This is a genomic window from Kyrpidia sp. (assembly GCF_023512215.1).
In the GTDB taxonomy this organism is placed as follows: Bacteria; Bacillota; Bacilli; order Kyrpidiales; family Kyrpidiaceae; genus Kyrpidia; species Kyrpidia spormannii.
This window is the reverse complement of record NZ_JAILZZ010000001.1, coordinates 178,370-195,426: the sequence shown is the minus strand read 5'-3', so window position 1 is coordinate 195,426 and position 17,057 is coordinate 178,370. Positions and strand designations below refer to the sequence as shown.

The following is a 17,057-nucleotide window of genomic DNA, read 5'->3' as shown; positions in this document are numbered from 1 at the left end:
ATTTCGTATATCATTCGATACGAAGCAGGTTATCAAAAAGGGGAGTGGAACGATGGGGATCCGAACAGGGCAACAGTACTTGGACGATTTGGATCGGAACCCGCGGGAGATCTGGATCGACGGGGAAAAGATCACTGAAGGGATCACCAAGCACCCGGCGTTTCGGAACATCGCCAGAAGTGTCGCGCATTTGTATGATATGCAGAATGATCCGGCCTTGATCGATGAGATGACGTACATCTCCCCGAAAAGCGGAGAGCGGGTGGGCATGTCGTTTCTCCAACCGAAGACGGTGGAGGATCTGATCAAACGGCGCACGATGATGAAACATTGGGCGGACTATTCCGGAGGCATGATGGGGCGGTCCCCGGATTACCTCAACAGCGACCTCATGGCTTTGGCCGCCGCGTCAGACTTTTTCGCCGAAAACGATCCGCGGTTTGGGGAAAATATCCGGGCTTATTACGAGTATGTCCGGGAGAATGATCTGTGCACGACTCATACGTTGATTCACCCCCAGGTGAACCGGGCAGCGGGGGCCGCCGGCCAGCCGGATCCCTACGTGGCCGCCCGGGTAGTGGACAAAACGAAAGACGGGATCATTGTCCGGGGGGCGCGGATGCTGGCTACCCTGCCCTTGGCGGATGAACTTTTGGTCTTCCCATCCACAGTGGTGCGATCCACCGAGGAAGACCGGCCCTACGCTTACGCTTTTGCGGTACCTCTCAGCACGCCGGGGCTGCGGTTCCTGTGCCGGGAAACCTTCGATTACGGAAAACCGGCTTTTGACCATCCCCTTGGAGCCCGTTTCGAAGAAATGGATGCCGTCGTGGTTTTCGACGATGTGTTGGTGCCCTGGGACCGCGTGTTCCTGTTGGACAGCCCGGAGCTTGCAAACCGGATGTACATGGAGACCAACGCCGTGGTCCACATGACGTACCAGGTGATGGTGAAAGACATTGCCAAAGCCGAATTTATCCTCGGCGTCGCCAGTCTGATGACCGACATGATCGGAATCGGACAATTCCAACACGTTCAAGAGAAACTTGCGAAGATCATCATGACCGTGGAGGCCATGAAAGCCTTCCAGAGGGCGAGCGAAGTGGACGCCTCGGTCGATCGCTGGGGGATTATGACTCCTGACTTCAAGCCGCTGAACGCAGCCCGCAATCTCTTCCCCCGGATCTACCCGAAACTGGTCGAGATTCTGCAGTTGCTGGGAGCCGGGGGTCTGATGGCCATTCCCACCGAAGCGGACATGAACAGTCCCATTCGCCCGGATATCGATCACTATTACCAGGGCCGCAACGCCAATGCCGACGAGCGGATTCGTTTGTTCCGGCTCGCTTGGGACATCGCCGTCAGCACCTTTGGAGGCCGGCAGGTGTTGTATGAGCGGTTTTTCTTCGGCGACCCGGTTCGCATGGCCGGCGCATTGTACCAGTGGTATGACCACGAAGACATCAAAAAGCGGGTGAGGCAGTTTTTGTATCGCAATGACGACTGACGGGAGGAGTGAACACCGTGAGGGATTTTGAAATCCTGCGAACCGCCCATGTGGAGTACCGCGTGACCGATCTCGACCGCGCCCGGGCCTTTTATGTCGAAACCCTCGGGTTTGTGGAGACGGCTTCGGATGAACGGCGGATGTATTTGCGGGGATATGAGGACCGATTTCATCATTCCCTCGTGTTGACGAAATCCCCATCCCCCGGAGTGTCACACGTGGCTTTTCGGGTTCGCTCGGACGACGAGGTGAGGGCGGCGGCGACCTTTATGGAAGGCCAAGGGCTGACTGTGCGCTGGATGGAGGATGGGGAGGAACAAGGCCAGGGGTTGGCCTTTCGGGTCCAGGATCCCTTTGGATTTCCCGTTGAGTTTTTCGCCGGAATGGAAGAGGTGGAGTGGTACCTCCAGCGCTTCGATTTGCACCGGGGCGCCAATATCCTGCGCATCGATCATGTCAACTTTTTCACTCCAGAAGTTCAGCGGGCCTACGATTGGTACACCGGGGAACTTGGGTTTCAGTGTTCTGAATATACGGTGACCGATGATGACCCGCCCAGGCTGTGGGGAAGCTGGTTGAGGCGCAAGGCGACCTCTCACGATCTGGCGATCTCCATGGGCACGGGACCTCAGATCCATCACGCCTCTTTTGTCGTGGACGGTCGGGAGCACATCCTCCGCATTGCCGATGTTCTCGCTGCAAAAGGGTATTACACAAACATCGAGCGAGGACCGGGTCGGCATGGAACCACCAATGCGTTTTTCCTATATCTCCGGGACCCGGATGGGAATCGCATCGAGCTGTTTACCGGGGATTATTTGATCGCCGATCCGGATTGGCGTCCAGTGCAGTGGAAGATCAGCGATCCCATGCGGCAGACATTCTGGGGAGCGGCGGCCCCGAGGCGATGGTTCAATGAGGCCATGGCGGTGGAATCGGTGCTTACCGGAGAGTTGTTGCCCGTGACGGCTCCGGAGACGATGGTTCTTCCGCCGCAGATCGCGCATGATTGAATCGACGTGATTTTTCATTGACGATCCTATATTTTATCCTATATAATTTGAGATATGAAACAGGGACTTGAAACGGGCGTCAACAAGCAAGAAGTGGCCTATCAGACAATTCGGCAGCGGATTTTGGAAGGGCGGTACGGCCCGGGGCATCGCTTCATCATCGACGAGTTGTCCAGGGAACTCGGAGTGAGCCAGACCCCCGTCCGGGAGGCAATCCGGCGGTTGGAGGCGGAGGGCTTGGTGCAGTACCAACGGTACAGCGGGGTGCGGGTGGCGCCGATCAATCCCGAAGCCTACGTGGAGACGTTGTCCGTGCTCGCCGTACTGGAAGGATACGCCGCGTCGGCGGCAAGCCCCCATCTGACCAAAGAAGATCTAGGGCAACTTCAGGAGATGCTCTTGGAGATGGAAAGGGCCTTGGCGGGAATGGATTTTATGGAATTTGGCCGGCTGAACCGGGAATTTCACTGGGTGACCGTTCAGAGGTGCGGGAATGCCTGTCTGCTGGACAACATTCGCAATTTGAGAGCCAAGGTGGACGCCGTGCGCCGCAATATTTTCATGGTGATTCCCGGGCGAGGTGAGGAGTCTTTGGCGGAGCACCGCCGAATCTATGAGCTTCTCGCGGCGCAGGCGGCCCCCGAAGAGATCGAAACCTTTGTGCGCCGGCACAAACTGCGGACTGTGGAAGCCTTTCAGATCTGGCAAAGGGAAGGAGGTTGACCCATGTCCACGGACATCGACAGACTCAAGGGGTCGATCGTCCCTTTGGTTACGCCCTTTGATGAGGAAGGTCGCTTTGACGAGAAAACCTTTCAGAGGCTCATCGACTTTCAGATCGAATCCGGAAGTCACGGAATCTCTTGTACCGGAACCACCGGTGAACCCAGTTCTTTATCCCTGGAGGAGCGGGAATACGTGATCGAGACGGCTATTCGTCACGTGGGGGGCCGGGTGCCGGTGGTTCCCGGGACGGGAACGAACAATTACGAAGAAACCCTGAGACTCACCCGGCACGCCCAGCGACTGGGCGCCGATGCCGCTTTGGTCATCGTTCCGTACTATAACCGCCCGAGCCAAGAGGGACTGTATCGGTATTTTCGGGCGTTGGCGGACGAGGTCGATATTCCCGTCATCATCTACAACATTCCGGGCCGGACGGCGGCCAACATGGAGCCCAGTACCGTGGCCCGGCTCCGGCGAGAGAGCAAGAACATTATCGGGATCAAGGAATCGAACAAGAATTTTGAGCAAGTGAGTTGGGTGCTTCATTTGAGTGGCCGAGACTTTCTCGTCTACTCGGGGATCGAAACCCTGTGTTACCCCATGTTGTGTCTGGGGGGAGCGGGTCACGTCAGTGCCACGGCGAATCTTCTCCCTGGTGAGGTTGCGCGGCTATACGATCTCACCGCCGCCGGGCGCTGGGAAGAAGCCCGGGATTTGCACTACCAGCTTCTCGAATTGAACGACGTCCTGTTCGTGGAAACCAATCCTGGGCCTCTCAAATATGCCATGGGGTTAGCGGGGATGATTCACCCGAGGCTACGGCCGCCTCTGTGTGAACCGTCGCCGGAGAACCAAGAAAAGATTCGCACCGTACTGGCCAAGTACGGCCTGTTGGCGAAGGAACGGAGTGAATCATGAAGCGAGCGAGATTCATAGCGGACGGCCGGATCCACGATGGAGAGTGGAAGGACGGCGCTTTATGGGATGAGGCGGGGCGGGATCACGACCCCGAAAAGGTGGTCTGGCTGCCCCCGGTCCAGCCGAGCAAGATTATTGGTCTCGCACTGAATTACGCGGACCATGCTGAGGAGCTTGGACTGGAGAAACCCCCGGAACCGGTGTTGTTCTTTAAACCTCCCACAAGTCTGACCGGGCACCGAACGCCGGTGGTGTATCCGAGTGGAGTGCGGTTTATGCACTACGAGGTAGAGTTGGGAGTGGTCATCGGACGTCCCGGCCGGAGAATCCCGGAATCTAGAGCCCTGGATTGGGTCGGTGGTTACACCGTGGTGAATGATGTCACGGTGCGGGATTTTATCCGGGATATGTACCGCCCGCCCATTCGGGCAAAAGGATGGGACACTTTTGGCCCGGTGGGACCGTTTCTCGTGGATCGAGAGGAGATTCCGGATCCGAACGATCTGGACCTGGCTGCCTACGTCAACGGGGAGCTGCGCCAGAGCGGCCACACATCCAAACTGATTTATTCTGTGCAGGAACTCATTGCTTACCTGAGTTCGTTCATGACGCTTCAGCCCGGGGACCTGATCCTCACCGGCACTCCTAAGGGGATCAGTCGGGTGGAGCCCGGAGACCGCATGAGATTGGAGATCCCGGGAGTTGGGACATTGGAGAATTGGGTTGTGGCGGAGGAGACTTTACAGAGGGGGGAGCAGCGGTGACCCAGGAGACGATTTTGCCGATTAAGCACTACATTGGAGGCGCGTTTACCGACGGCGTGTCAGGCCGCGTGTTCCCAACAGTCAATCCGGCCACCGGCGAGGTGATCACCGAAGTGGCCGAAGGGCTGGCCGAGGATGTGGACCGGGCGGTGGCTGCCGCCCGCCGGGCCTTCGATGAAGGCCCCTGGCCGCGGCTCAAGGCGGCGGAACGGGCTCGGTTTCTCCGGGCGATCGCCGAGGGGTTGCGCCGGCGCAGCGCCGAAATGGCATATCTGGAGTCTCTTGACACTGGAATCCCGATCCACCAGACGAAGGGGCAGATCGAGCGGGCGGCCCAGAACTTTGACTTTTTTGCGGAAATGGCTGTTCGCATCACCGGAGAGTCATACCCCTTGGACAATCGATTCCTGAACTATACCGTTCGCCGCCCGGTGGGGGTGGCCGGGCTCATTACACCTTGGAACACGCCTTTGATGCTGGAGACCTGGAAGATCGCTCCGTGTCTGGCGTCGGGCAACACCTGCGTTCTCAAACCGGCGGAATGGTCGCCTTTGACGGCTTTTGCCCTGAGCCAGATCATCCACGAGACGGAGCTGCCCGCCGGCGTGTTCAACATGGTCAACGGGTTTGGAGAAACCGCGGGGGATGCCTTGGTGAAGCATCCTGGAGTTCAGCTTATCTCTTTTACCGGGGAAACGGTCACCGGCCAGTTGATCATGAAAAATGGCGCCGACACGCTGAAACGTTTTTCCATGGAACTCGGCGGCAAGTCCCCGGTGGTGGTCTTTGCGGACGCCGATTTTGACCGGGCGGTGGACGCGGCGATCTTCGGCCTGTTCTCCCTGAATGGAGAGCGGTGCACCGCTGGCTCCCGGGTGTTCGTCCAGCGGGATCTGTACGATCGCTTCGTGGACGCCCTGGCTTCCCGGGTGCGAAATCTTCGGGTGGGAGACCCCATGGACGACCGCACCGAAGTGGGGCCGCTGATTCACGCCGATCATTTGGAGCGGGTGATGGGGTATATCGCCCTGGGGCAGGAGGAAGGGGCGAAAATGTTGGTGGGAGGGGCCAGGCATCCGGGATTCCCCCGGGGGAATTATTTGCAGCCCACCTTGTTCGTGGATGTGAGAAACGACATGAGGATCGCCCAAGAAGAGATTTTTGGCCCCGTTATGACAGTGATCCCCTTCGATTCGGAAGACGAAGCCCTCCGGATGGCGAACGATGTGAAATACGGCCTTGCAGCTTACGTATGGACAAAGGATCTGGACCGGGCGAACCGGATGGCTCTGGGCCTGGAGGCGGGAATGGTGTGGGTCAATTCCCAGAATGTCCGGGATCTGCGCACTCCCTTTGGCGGGAGCAAATTTAGCGGGATCGGCCGGGAAGGTGGCCACTACAGCTTCGAGTTTTACACCGAGTTAAAAACGATTCATGTGGCGCTGTCTGACCATCCGATCCCGAAATTTGGGCAATAGGTCGGGGCGAAGCGGGGAGCTTCCCCCGCTTCGCCCACATCCTGCGATGGGTAGGGGGAGATCAATGTGATCAAAAAATTCCGTATGATTATTCCAACCCTTGCTTTGGCTTTGGGGTTGACGGGTTGTGGAGGCAGCCCGGCGAGCTCCGGAGGCGGGCAGGGTGCTTCTCCAGGGGGAGGGGCGCCTTCGGATACGGTTAAGATCGGCGCCGAGCTCTCGGTCACAGGGCCGGCCTCTTCCTTGGGACGCCCAGAACGGGACACCCTCCAGATGGTGGTGGATGAAATCAATGCCTCTGGGGGCGTCGGAGGCAAGAAACTGCAACTGATCACTTACGATGACGAGAGTAACCCGACAAAGGCCGTTCTGAATCTGAAGAAACTTCTGGACCAAGACCACGTGTCGGCCGTGATCGGTGGCACCACGAGCGCCATCAGCCTGGGTTTGATTCCCACCATCGAGCAGGCTCAAGTCCCCTTTTTCTCCCTTGCCGCTGATCAGCGAATTGCGACGCCGGTCAAGCCCTGGGTGTTCAAGCTGCCCCAAGGGGACAATCTCGTGGTGGAACGGATCCTCGCTTATCTGAAGTCTCAAAACATCACCAAAGTAGGATGGCTGAGCTCCTCGGACGATTTTGGACAAGGGGGGAAGAACACTTTTGAAGCCCTGGCCCCGAAATTCGGGATCCAAGGGGTTGCCTTTGAAAGTTACGTTCCCACAGATAAAGACATGATCCCGCAGTTAACCCGGATCAAAAACGCGAACCCGCAAGCGGTGATTATCTACGGCATTCCGCCTGGGGCGTCCATCGCCACGAAAAATTTTGCCCAGCTTGGCTTTAAGGTACCGCTCATCCATAGTCATGGAATTGCCAACCAGGACTTCTTGACACAAACCGGGTCGGCTTCCAATGGCGTCGTGTTCCCGGCCTCCAAACTGTTGGTGGCGAATCAGTTGCCCGACACGGACAAGCAGAAAGCCGTTTTATTGAAGTATAAGGACGATTTTGAGAAGAAGTTCGGGTACCCGGCCAATGCGTTCGGGGGCCATGCCTGGGATGCCATCCACATTGTGGCCAAAGCCGTGGGTGCTGTAGGCGGAGATCATCAGAAAATTAGAGACTATGTCGAAAACAACACCAAGGATTTTGTCGGATGTACTGGTGTGTTCACTTTTAACCCCGCTGATCACAACGGGCTCACTAAAGAAGCGTTGGCTTTGATTAAAGTGGTGGACGGCAAGTGGACGCTGCTGCAGGAATAGAGGAGAGCGCGGGGAGGGGTGGCCGGTGAGCGGAGCGTCATTGTTGCAACTGTTTTTTTCGGGTTTGACCATCGGCTCGATTTACGCGTTGATCGCCGTCGGGTTTGTGGTGACCTTCAGCGTGACGGGCATCCTGAACCTCGCCCAAGGGGAATTCGCGGCCGTCGGGGCGCTCACGGCGGCCTCTCTCCACATGCACGGGGCGGCCTTGTGGGTGTCGGTGTTGGCCGGGACCGCTGCGGCGGTGCTCCTGGGCATCGTCATGGAACGAGCCGTGATCCGGCCGGCCCGGCGCATTGACCTGTTGTCGGTGGTGATCATCACCATCGGGGTGGATATTGTGTTTCGGGGCGCCGCCCTGATGATCTGGGGGGCCGATCCCCTGACCCTGGCTCCTTTTACCGATCGGCCGCCTTTGCACCTGGGAGGGGCTACCCTCGATTGGCAGACCGTGTGGACTGTGGCGATCAGCGGTGTCTTCTTCGTCGCCCTGATCTGGTTCTTTCGAACGTACCAGGGAAAAGCGGTGCGGGCTGCAGTGATGAACCACACTGCCGCCAGGATCGTCGGCATTCGCCCGTCGCGCTTGTCCTTTTACGCTTTTGCCGTCTCCGCCGGGCTCGGGGGGCTGGCGGGCACCATCGTGGCCCCCATCACCGGCGCCACCTACGACATGGGACTCATGCTCGGGCTCAAGGCGTTTGTCGCGGCGGTTATCGGTGGACTTAACAATGCGCCGGCCGCTGTATTGGGAGGACTTTTAGTAGGACTACTGGAAGCCTTCACCGCCGGGCTTATTTCTTCCGATTACCGGGATGCGATCACATTTATCGTCCTGCTTCTCATGCTCTTTGTGCGGCCGTCGGGATTGTTCGGCCGAACCGCGGGAAAGCGCGTATAAGGAGGGCGTGCCATGATTCGCCGTGGGCCGCTTGCGCAACTGTATCCACCGTCCTGGCCGGCCATTGTCACGGTGGGGATCGTTTTGGCTGTCATTCCTTTTGTTTCCGGGCCATACGTCCTCAGCGTCCTCATTGCTGTCGGACTCTCCTCCATCGTCGCGGTGGGCCTGTCCTTGTTTATTGGCTATGCCGGGCAGATCTCCTTGGGGCACGCCGGATTCTACGGAATCGGGGCGTATACCTCGGCCATTCTCGCCCTTCGGGGAGTTGACGGCTGGGCGACCATTCTCATTGGCATGGCGATCACCGGAGGAGTGGCCTGGCTGGTGAGTCGCCCCACCCTGCGGTTGGAAGGACACTACTTGGCCATGGCCACCCTCGGCTTGGGAATGATCCTGAATATCATTATGATCCAGTGGACTTCTGTGACCGGAGGGCCGTCTGGACTGACCGGAATTCCCCCGCTGACTGTGGGATCCCTCGTTTTTGACGCGGACTGGAAGCTTTATTACTTAATCTGGGTAATGGCACTTCTCGTGATTTGGGGATTTCGAAATTTGGTGCACTCCCGGGTCGGGCGGGCTCTGAAAGCGCTGGCGGAAAGTGAAGCGGCGGCTTCGAGCCTCGGGGTGCCGACGGCCCGTTTCAAAGAGATGGCCTTTATCCTCAGCGCCATGGTCGCTTCCCTGGCTGGCAGTCTGTATGCTTTTTATCTGTCCTTTGTCAGTCCTTCTACCTTTGATGCCATGGCCTCCATTGAGTTTTTGATCATGGCTATCGCCGGAGGCGTGCGCAGCGTCTGGGGGGCTCCCGTGGGGGCGGCGGTGGTGACGATTCTGAGTCAGGCGATGAAAAGTGTCGTCCCGGCGCTGTTTCCGTCGGCGGGCGGGGAGTACTCAATCCTTGTCTTTGGTGTGTTGCTTGTGGTTATTCTGTTGTTTCTTCCCCAAGGGATCGTGCCCGGTCTAGCACGGGGCGTGCTCACGATCCGGCACCGCTGGACTCGGCCCGGGGATTCGGGATCGGCGGCTCCAGGAGGGGAGGGGTAAAGATGGCCGAACCGTTGTTGGAGATTCGAAACCTGTCCAAGCGATTTGAGGGCGTCGTTGCCCTGGAAGATATCGGATTTATCGTCCAAAAAGGCCATATCTCCGCCGTGATCGGGCCAAACGGTGCCGGAAAAACGACGTTATTCAATCTTCTGACCGGCATGGTGAAGCCCGATCAAGGCGAAGTTCTTTTAGAAGGGCGGCGGATCGACCGGCTTCCAGCCCACGCCATTGCCCGGGCGGGGATTACCCGGACTTTTCAAAATATCGAGATCTTCCAAAACATGACGGTGGTGGAAAATGTGATGGCGGGGCGGCATTTGAGGACCACATCGGGCTGGCTGACCTCATTTTTCTCCTTGCCGGGCAGACTTCGCGATAACCGCCAAGCTTTCCATCGGGCCATGGAGTTACTGGAAACCTTTGAGCTTACAGACCGGGCCTTCCAACCTGCGGGGATTTTGCCTTATGGCCTGCAGCGCATGGTGGAAATCGCCCGGGCTTTGGCGGCGGAGCCGAAGCTTTTGCTTCTCGACGAGCCGATGGCGGGGCTCAATGCGGGCGAATCCCGAAAGTTGGCGGCCTTCATGCAAGAAATACGGCACACCGGCGTGACGATTCTCTTTATTGAGCACGACATGGAAATGGTCATGGAAACGGCTGACGATATCGTGGTGCTGGATCAGGGGAAGATGCTCGCCCAGGGACCGCCGGCCGCTGTGCAGCGAGATCCCCGGGTGATCGCCGCGTATTTGGGAGAAGAGGTGATCTAGGTGCTCCGGGTGGAGAATCTGCACACGTTTCGAGGCCGTATCCACGCACTCAAAGGAGTCGGGATTCATTTGAATGCCGGGGAGATTTTTGCTGTGGTCGGGCCAAATGGCGCTGGGAAAAGCACCCTATTGGGCACGATCGCCGGGCTTTACCGGCCATCCCAGGGCAGAGTTTGGTTTGAAGGCGCTGAAGTCACTGGAACAGCGCCGGAAGAGTTGGTACGTCGGGGTCTGGCCTTGGTTCCTGAACGCCGGCAGGTTTTCCAAGGGCTCAGTGTCCGGGATAATCTACTTCTTGGCGCTTATCACCGATACCGCCAGCAGCGACAGACTCTGGAAAGGGACATCGAGGACATCCTGACTCTCTTTCCCCGTTTGCGCCAGCGGATCGGCCAGGCGGCGGGGAGTTTAAGCGGCGGGGAACAGCAGATGCTCGCCGTGGGTCGGGCGCTGATGGCGAGACCCAAGCTGCTCATTCTCGACGAGCCCTCCCTGGGCCTTGCCCCCAAGATGATCGCGGAGTTGTTCGAAGCCTTTGTGGATATGCGGAAATCCCGGGGATTGACGATCCTGTTGGTGGAGCAAAACATTCGGGCCGCCCTGGGGATCGCCGATCGGGGACTGGTTCTTGAGCGCGGCCGGGTGAAAATCGAGGGCTCGGTCTCCGAATTGAAAACTCACCCCCAGGTGGAGGCCGCGTATTTGGGGAGATATGCAGAAGCTTCCGCGTCTCCCGGCGGGCCGGCGGGATGAGGCCGGGTCGCCTGGTTGCCACGGCCTTTTTTACGGGTCACCCCCCCGGCGGCAGCTGCAAGATCCGTTTTATTTTTTAGCAATTTCAGCTGTGCCCGCCCCTTGTACGTTTGCGGGGTGGGCGTTATAATGAAATTGTGTTACTAAAAAATTGTATGTTTATTGCATTTTTGCTTGGCCATTGGCGTTTTTGATACACGAAGGAGGGTCGAGGATGAGCGAGCCGGCTCTGCAAAGTAAGGATGGAGTCCGGGACGTCGGCGTTCAAGAGGCAGAGGCGCCCAGAAAGGAAGCGAATATTCCGCCCAAGGAGCAATGTGTGGAGATGTACCGGTGGATGGTCAAGATCAGGGCCTTTGACCGGCGTTGTGTCCGCCTTCAGCGCCAGGGTCGCATCGGGACTTACGCTCCATTGGAGGGTCAGGAAGCGGCCCAAGTGGGGAGTGCCTTCGCCCTGGCCCCCGGAGATATGATGTTTCCCACGTACCGGGATCACGGGGCTATGGCTGTCCACGGTGTGCCCTTGGAGCGGATTTTGTTGTACTGGAACGGCCGGGTGGAGGGGACGGACTATCCCCAGGATGTTCAAGTGTTTCCCCCGGCGGTGCCCATCGGAACCCAGATCCCCCACGCCGTCGGTTATGCCATGGCGAGGCAGTACCGCGGGGACACGGGAATCGCACTGGGGTATTTTGGGGACGGAGCCACCTCCGAAGGAGACTTCCATGAAGGATTGAATTTTGCCGCCGTATTTCGGGCACCCGTTGTCCTGTTCTGCCAGAACAATCAGTATGCCATCAGTGTTCCATTTTCCCGTCAGACGGCGACTCAGACGGTGGCGGAAAAAGCGGCGGCCTATGGCATCGAAGGAATTCGCGTGGATGGGAATGATCTCCTAGCGGTGTACGCGGCGACCCGGCACGCGGTGGAAAAGGCGAGAAGGGGAGAGGGGCCGACGCTGATCGAAGCTTACACCTACCGGTTCCACTCCCACACCACGGCTGACGACCACACCCGCTACCGCGCCGCCGAGGAGGTGGAAATGTGGAAGAGCCGAGATCCCATTCGGCGGTTTCGGGCGTTTTTAGAAGCCCGGCGGTGGTGGGACGATCAGTCGGAAAGGGCTCTCGCCGATGAGGTGGAAGAGCGGATCGAGCAGGCCGTTCAGACCATGGAGCAGTGGGAAGCGGTAAACCCGGCGGACATGTTCAACCATTGTTTTGCAGATCTTCCGGAGGCGTTGCGAGAGCAGGAGGAAGAGCTCTCCGAAGTGCTGCGGGGGGGTGACCGGTCGTGAGAGAAAACCGGAACATGACGATAATCCAAGCCATCCAAGATGGGCTTTACACCGCTCTGGCCGAAGATGATCGGGTTCTGGTTTTCGGAGAGGATGTGGGCCAAAACGGAGGGGTGTTTCGGGCTACCGATGGCTTGCAGGATGCCTTCGGCCCCCGGCGGGTGTTTGATACCCCTCTCTCTGAATCGGGTATTGTGGGCACAGCGGTGGGTATGGCGGCTGCCGGCTTAAAACCGGTGGTGGAGATTCAGTTCATGGGGTTTATTTACCCTGCTTTTGAACAAATTGTCAGTCATGCTGCCCGGGTGCGCACCCGCACCCGGGGGCGACATCCGGCTTCCCTGGTCATTCGCGCCCCTTACGGCGGGGGGATCCGGGCGCCGGAACTTCACTCGGACAGTAGTGAAGCGTTTTTTGTGCATCAGCCGGGGCTGAAAGTTGTGGCGCCTTCCGGGCCTTATGATGCAAAAGGGCTGTTGCTTGCGGCCATCGACGATCCGGATCCGGTGGTCTTTCTGGAGCCGATTCGATTGTACCGGGCGTTTAAGGAAGAGGTGCCTCTGGGTCACTATACGGTGCCGATCGGGAAGGCAAAAGTGGTGCGGGAAGGCGGAGATCTCGCCATGTTTGTCTGGGGTGGAATGGTTCCCTGGGCGATGGAGGCGGCGGAAAAGGCGGCCAGGCAGGACGGGATCGAGACCCGGGTGGTGGATCTGCGCACACTCTTTCCCTTGGATGTGGCAACGATCGTGGAGTCAGTGGAGCATACCGGCCGGGCGATAATCGTTCACGAAGCTCCCCGCACGGCTGGGGTTGGGGCGGAAGTTGCCACTCTTATCCAGGAAAGGGCCTTTTATTCTCTGGAAGCGCCCGTGGTCCGGGTGGCTGGATTTGACGTGCCGTTTCCCCTCTTTTCCTTGGAAGATTTTTATCTTCCGGGGGTTGCTCGGATTCTGTCGGGCATACGCCGGGCCGTGGCCGCTTAATAAATATGGGGTAGGACGGCCTTGGAGCGCCCTCGGGCCAGCCGTCGCTTCTATCCGCGCACCTCGCCGCCGTCTTTTTGCCGAATCGCCGGATCTCGACGAAGGCTCAGACTCGTTAGCGACGTGATATAATAGATTTCGACTGCACTTGTGCCGGGGCGAGGTGAAAAATGAGTGGGGGAGAAGGAACTTCTTTTCAGAAATATTCAAACATTGATGGAAACCTTGGGGAGGTTGTTGGGAGAGGACTGCGAAGTCGTTTTACACGATTTTGACCATCCGGAACGTTCCATCGTCGCTATCATCAACAACCGGGTGACGAATCGACAGGTAGGAGACCCAATTTCGGAGTATGCCTGGAAAGTTCTGCGCCGCGGGCTCGAGGAGAACGAACACGCCATTGTGTACCGCACCTACACCAAAGAAGGAAAACGAATTCGATCCACCAATGTGTTTCTTCGGGACGCCGGGGACCGGGTGGTGGGCTGTGTGAGTTTCAATCAAGATTTGAGCCGCCTGGAGTGGATCCGGGGTTGGGTGGACAGTTTTCTGCGGGACGACGGGGATTCAGTGGATGAGGTGGCTGATGAGTTTGCCCACGATGTGATGGCAATCCTGAATAAAATGGTAGAGCAGACCATTGCGGGACCGGGGAAAGAGATCCATCGCCTCACGAAAGACGAAAAATTGATGATCATCGAAGAGTTGGATGAGAAAGGTGCGTTTCTGATTAAAGGGGCGGTGGATCTCATCGCCTCCCAACTTGGCGTGTCGAGATACACGATCTACAATTATTTGGATGAAATTCGTGCCAAAAACCGGATGATGTGACGACTGATCCGAATTCAACCGCCCAAAAGGCGGTTTTTTATTTACACGGGGAAATGAATGGAGTAGAATGCCTATAGATGTAAATAACATCTATAGGAAAATAACCAATCGTGTTTCCGCGCTTGAAGATTATCCAGAGAAAACTTGTGGAGGCGATTCCCATTGATGACAGATAAGGTGGCGGTCATCACCGGCGCGGCCAATGGCATCGGACGGGCGACTGCGCGCCTCTTTGCTGCCCACGGCGCAAAAGTGGTGTTGGCGGACGTGGGGGACGCGGAGGGCTCGGCTTTAGAATCGGAACTCAAGGAAGGCGGGACGGAGGCCCTCTTCCTCCACGTGGACGTTCGCAAAGAAGACCAGGTACAAGAGATGGTGGACAAAACCCTGAAGCGATTCGGACGAATCGACGTCCTTATCAATAACGCCGGGATTACCCGGGATGGATTTTTGGTCAAACTTCCCCTTGTCGCGTGGCACGAAGTTTTGGCGGTCAATTTAACAGGTGTCATGCAGTGCACAAAATCGGCTGCCCCGGTGATGATCCAGCAGGGAGGAGGCGTTATCCTCAATGCTTCTTCGGTGGTGGGCTTGTATGGCAACATCGGTCAGACGAATTACGCCGCCACCAAAGCGGGTGTGATCGGATTGACGAAAACCTGGGCACGGGAACTTGGGGCCAAAGGCATTCGGGTCAACGCCGTCGCCCCGGGGTTCATTGAAACCGGCATGACCGCCAAGGTGCCAGACAGAATCTTGCAGACGGTGAAAGAGCGCACACCTCTCAAACGCATGGGGCGCCCCGAGGAGGTGGCGCACGTTTATCTCTTTTTGGCGTCAGATGCCGCCAGCTTTATTAATGGCGCGATCATCCCGGTGGACGGAGGCTTGGTCCTCTAACATTCGGGATTGACATGGGCGTCCATATAGATGTAAAATACACCTAGAGGTGAAATGAGATGATGGAGACGCCAATGGAAAGGGGGCTTCTTGGCAAAGCGCCAAAAAATTTTCTCCTTCCGTACATCCTGTTGATCCTGCGGGAAGTTCCGGTTCATGGGTACGAATTGGTTCAAAAGTTGGCTGTTTTCGGTTTTCAAGATGTAGACCGGGGGAACGTCTACCGGATCCTTCGGCAACTGGAAAAAGACCATTACGTACAGTCCGAGTGGAACACGAAGACAGCGGGACCTGCAAAGCGCCTCTATTCCCTCACTGACGCCGGAGAGGCGTACCTGCGGTTGTACGCTGCGGAATTGGAGCGTTACCAGAGTATGTTGGACCAGTTTTTTCGGACCTACAGCAGTATCTTGAATCTGTACAACCCGTTTTTGGGGGTTTCCGGCGGACCTTTGACAGACCCAGCCAATTCAACGAAAACAGGGAGGAGTCACCATGACCCAGGCCACCCCGAATCCAAAGAAACCCGAGAAAACGACCTACCGGAGTGACACTATTCTCGACCCCGCTTGGAAATATTACGAAGACAGGGCCAGCGATTGGCAACGGTTTATCGAAAAGCGGGAAAACGACTATTTGAATGCCGTCGCTGAATCTCGAAAACTGCTCGCCACGGCTCGGAAAAATGTAGAGGGGTTGACCAAAGATTTGATCCGGGAGTCGGAACAGGTGTGGAAAAGTTTCTTGCCGAAGGACTCAAACCCGGAGGACGCCCAGGAATCTCAGAAGCAGTCCTGGGAGACTTTGGCCCAGAAGGCCCAGGACCTGTGGTGGACGCCGTGGAAGTCGTACATGGACTGGAGCGAAGCCTACGAAGCGCGGTGGGAGGAGCAAAACCAGACTTGGATCCGGCAGGTTCAGGAACAGCGTAAAGTGTTGTGGAATTTCGTCGATCAAAATAAAGATGCGCTGAAAAAAGTCCAGTACCAATGGTTCCATGCCCTGGAGGACGGAGTGCGTCCTTGGTTGAGCGCCTGGAGCAAAGAGAACGCTTAAAGGAATCAGCCCGGAACCTTTCCCGATGAAACGAAGAACCGCCCGTTTTTGCGGATTGGCGCAAACGGGCGGTTTTTTTGTGAACATCGGATCGGCCGGGAATATTGAAGCGGCGGTAGCGCTATATATCGAAGGTGTGACAACAAGAGATCATCCGAGTCGAGGATTTCTTATCATATTCTTAACATAGTTTTCACATGTTCTTCGACATCAGTCGACGATTTTCTCACGTGAGTTTTGGTACACTTGGTCGTAGAAAGACCGGCAAGTGATACTGCGCCAGGGAGGTGGGAGCCCGGTCGGGGATGGGGGGCAATAACTGTCAGTCACCGGTACCCTTGCGGTTAGCAGTGAGAGTTTGAAGAAGGAGCGGATGGCATGGCCGTTCAGTATTCAGATCCTTTCGTAGCATGGAAGAAAATCTACGATGAATGGGAACCGCATGCTGCCGAGGCATGGAACGATTTTCTGACGAGCGAAACCTATTCCATCATATCCGCCCAAATGATGCAGGCTTTTCTTCAAATGAACCAATTAATTTCCCAAACGATGAAATCCGTCGCCGAGAAATCCCACCTCCCCTCTATCGACGACATGGCGAGGCTCGGGGAAATGGTCGCAGCGGTGGATGAAAAGATCGATGCCATAGACGAACGACTCATTCGGGTGGAAGAAACCTTGAAAAAGATTCAAGGGGCTCTGGAGAGTCGAACCCGACCTGGCCAAGGAGGCCGGGGCCGACGGACCGCCAGTCGGGACGAGAGCCCTGAGAATCGGGAGCTCTCGGGGGATGCGCCCTCTTCCGGGGGCGAGGAGTAGCTGCGAACATGGCGCATGG

General features: G+C 57.3%; 18 protein-coding genes. All 18 read left to right on the top strand.

Translation table 11 applies throughout. The features are described 5' to 3' along the window. The first annotated feature begins 52 nt into the window (after window positions 1-52). The 18 genes from hpaB to K6T64_RS00890 all read left to right on the top strand — a co-directional run bounded on the left by hpaB (window position 53) and on the right by K6T64_RS00890 (window position 17,038). On the top strand, window positions 53-1,507 hold the full coding sequence (gene hpaB, locus K6T64_RS00975) for a 4-hydroxyphenylacetate 3-monooxygenase, oxygenase component (protein ID WP_100667771.1): 1,455 nt from the start codon (window positions 53-55) through the stop codon (window positions 1,505-1,507). A gap of 17 nt (window positions 1,508-1,524) precedes the next feature. Further along, window positions 1,525-2,520, top strand: a complete 996-nt coding sequence (gene hpaD / locus K6T64_RS00970; RefSeq protein ID WP_100667770.1) for a 3,4-dihydroxyphenylacetate 2,3-dioxygenase — start codon at window positions 1,525-1,527, stop codon at window positions 2,518-2,520. A gap of 54 nt (window positions 2,521-2,574) precedes the next feature. Then, window positions 2,575-3,243, top strand: coding sequence for a GntR family transcriptional regulator (locus tag K6T64_RS00965; protein WP_100667769.1), 669 nt, complete (start codon window positions 2,575-2,577; stop codon window positions 3,241-3,243). A gap of 3 nt (window positions 3,244-3,246) precedes the next feature. Continuing rightward, window positions 3,247-4,164, top strand: coding sequence for a 2,4-dihydroxyhept-2-ene-1,7-dioic acid aldolase (hpaI, locus tag K6T64_RS00960; RefSeq protein ID WP_288008231.1), 918 nt, complete (start codon window positions 3,247-3,249; stop codon window positions 4,162-4,164). After that, complete coding sequence (locus tag K6T64_RS00955; protein WP_288008230.1) at window positions 4,161-4,928, top strand: fumarylacetoacetate hydrolase family protein; 768 nt, start codon at window positions 4,161-4,163, stop codon at window positions 4,926-4,928. Before hpaI ends, K6T64_RS00955 begins: the two co-directional genes overlap by 4 nt. Next, window positions 4,925-6,406, top strand: coding sequence for a 5-carboxymethyl-2-hydroxymuconate semialdehyde dehydrogenase (gene hpaE, locus K6T64_RS00950; protein ID WP_170099388.1), 1,482 nt, complete (start codon window positions 4,925-4,927; stop codon window positions 6,404-6,406). The genes K6T64_RS00955 and hpaE overlap by 4 nt, the downstream gene beginning before the upstream one ends. A gap of 66 nt (window positions 6,407-6,472) precedes the next feature. Next, window positions 6,473-7,672, top strand: a complete 1,200-nt coding sequence (locus tag K6T64_RS00945) for an ABC transporter substrate-binding protein (protein WP_288008229.1) — start codon at window positions 6,473-6,475, stop codon at window positions 7,670-7,672. A gap of 25 nt (window positions 7,673-7,697) precedes the next feature. Then, complete coding sequence (locus tag K6T64_RS00940) at window positions 7,698-8,573, top strand: branched-chain amino acid ABC transporter permease (RefSeq protein WP_288008228.1); 876 nt, start codon at window positions 7,698-7,700, stop codon at window positions 8,571-8,573. 12 nt (window positions 8,574-8,585) lie between these two features. Continuing rightward, on the top strand, window positions 8,586-9,623 hold the full coding sequence (locus tag K6T64_RS00935) for a branched-chain amino acid ABC transporter permease (protein WP_170085627.1): 1,038 nt from the start codon (window positions 8,586-8,588) through the stop codon (window positions 9,621-9,623). 2 nt (window positions 9,624-9,625) lie between these two features. Then, window positions 9,626-10,396, top strand: a complete 771-nt coding sequence (locus K6T64_RS00930; protein WP_100667762.1) for an ABC transporter ATP-binding protein — start codon at window positions 9,626-9,628, stop codon at window positions 10,394-10,396. Next, complete coding sequence (locus tag K6T64_RS00925; protein ID WP_288008227.1) at window positions 10,397-11,149, top strand: ABC transporter ATP-binding protein; 753 nt, start codon at window positions 10,397-10,399, stop codon at window positions 11,147-11,149. It begins immediately after the preceding gene. 214 nt (window positions 11,150-11,363) lie between these two features. Beyond that, the gene (gene pdhA, locus K6T64_RS00920; protein ID WP_288008226.1) at window positions 11,364-12,446 is read left to right on the top strand and encodes a pyruvate dehydrogenase (acetyl-transferring) E1 component subunit alpha; all 1,083 of its coding nucleotides are present in this window, start codon (window positions 11,364-11,366) and stop codon (window positions 12,444-12,446) included. A gap of 14 nt (window positions 12,447-12,460) precedes the next feature. Next, window positions 12,461-13,432, top strand: a complete 972-nt coding sequence (locus K6T64_RS00915) for an alpha-ketoacid dehydrogenase subunit beta (protein ID WP_170100069.1) — start codon at window positions 12,461-12,463, stop codon at window positions 13,430-13,432. A gap of 174 nt (window positions 13,433-13,606) precedes the next feature. Beyond that, a complete protein-coding gene (locus K6T64_RS00910) occupies window positions 13,607-14,263 on the top strand; it encodes a helix-turn-helix transcriptional regulator (protein WP_100667759.1) in 657 nt (218 codons plus the stop codon). 165 nt (window positions 14,264-14,428) lie between these two features. After that, window positions 14,429-15,163, top strand: coding sequence for a 3-oxoacyl-[acyl-carrier-protein] reductase (fabG, locus tag K6T64_RS00905; protein WP_100667758.1), 735 nt, complete (start codon window positions 14,429-14,431; stop codon window positions 15,161-15,163). Between the two features lie 59 nt (window positions 15,164-15,222). Continuing rightward, on the top strand, window positions 15,223-15,714 hold the full coding sequence (phaQ, locus tag K6T64_RS00900; RefSeq protein ID WP_288008225.1) for a poly-beta-hydroxybutyrate-responsive repressor: 492 nt from the start codon (window positions 15,223-15,225) through the stop codon (window positions 15,712-15,714). After that, entirely contained in the window at window positions 15,659-16,219 is a 561-nt protein-coding gene (locus K6T64_RS00895) for a hypothetical protein (RefSeq protein WP_288008224.1), read from the top strand. The genes phaQ and K6T64_RS00895 overlap by 56 nt, the downstream gene beginning before the upstream one ends. Before the next feature lie 378 nt (window positions 16,220-16,597). After that, window positions 16,598-17,038, top strand: coding sequence for a DUF4349 domain-containing protein (locus tag K6T64_RS00890; protein WP_288008223.1), 441 nt, complete (start codon window positions 16,598-16,600; stop codon window positions 17,036-17,038). Window positions 17,039-17,057: the final 19 nt, after the last annotated feature.

What these genes read in the sequence shown, in the direction of transcription:
- K6T64_RS00915 (WP_170100069.1), top strand. Translation starts at nt 12,461, where the DNA reads ATGACGATAATCCAAGCCATCCAAGATGGGCTTTACACCGCTCTGGCC.
- K6T64_RS00955 (WP_288008230.1), top strand. Translation starts at nt 4,161, where the DNA reads ATGAAGCGAGCGAGATTCATAGCGGACGGCCGGATCCACGATGGAGAG.
- hpaB (WP_100667771.1), top strand. Translation starts at nt 53, where the DNA reads ATGGGGATCCGAACAGGGCAACAGTACTTGGACGATTTGGATCGGAAC.
- K6T64_RS00965 (WP_100667769.1), top strand. Translation starts at nt 2,575, where the DNA reads ATGAAACAGGGACTTGAAACGGGCGTCAACAAGCAAGAAGTGGCCTAT.
- K6T64_RS00890 (WP_288008223.1), top strand. Translation starts at nt 16,598, where the DNA reads ATGGCCGTTCAGTATTCAGATCCTTTCGTAGCATGGAAGAAAATCTAC.
- fabG (WP_100667758.1), top strand. Translation starts at nt 14,429, where the DNA reads ATGACAGATAAGGTGGCGGTCATCACCGGCGCGGCCAATGGCATCGGA.
- K6T64_RS00935 (WP_170085627.1), top strand. Translation starts at nt 8,586, where the DNA reads ATGATTCGCCGTGGGCCGCTTGCGCAACTGTATCCACCGTCCTGGCCG.
- phaQ (WP_288008225.1), top strand. Translation starts at nt 15,223, where the DNA reads ATGATGGAGACGCCAATGGAAAGGGGGCTTCTTGGCAAAGCGCCAAAA.
- K6T64_RS00895 (WP_288008224.1), top strand. Translation starts at nt 15,659, where the DNA reads ATGACCCAGGCCACCCCGAATCCAAAGAAACCCGAGAAAACGACCTAC.
- pdhA (WP_288008226.1), top strand. Translation starts at nt 11,364, where the DNA reads ATGAGCGAGCCGGCTCTGCAAAGTAAGGATGGAGTCCGGGACGTCGGC.
- hpaI (WP_288008231.1), top strand. Translation starts at nt 3,247, where the DNA reads ATGTCCACGGACATCGACAGACTCAAGGGGTCGATCGTCCCTTTGGTT.
- K6T64_RS00930 (WP_100667762.1), top strand. Translation starts at nt 9,626, where the DNA reads ATGGCCGAACCGTTGTTGGAGATTCGAAACCTGTCCAAGCGATTTGAG.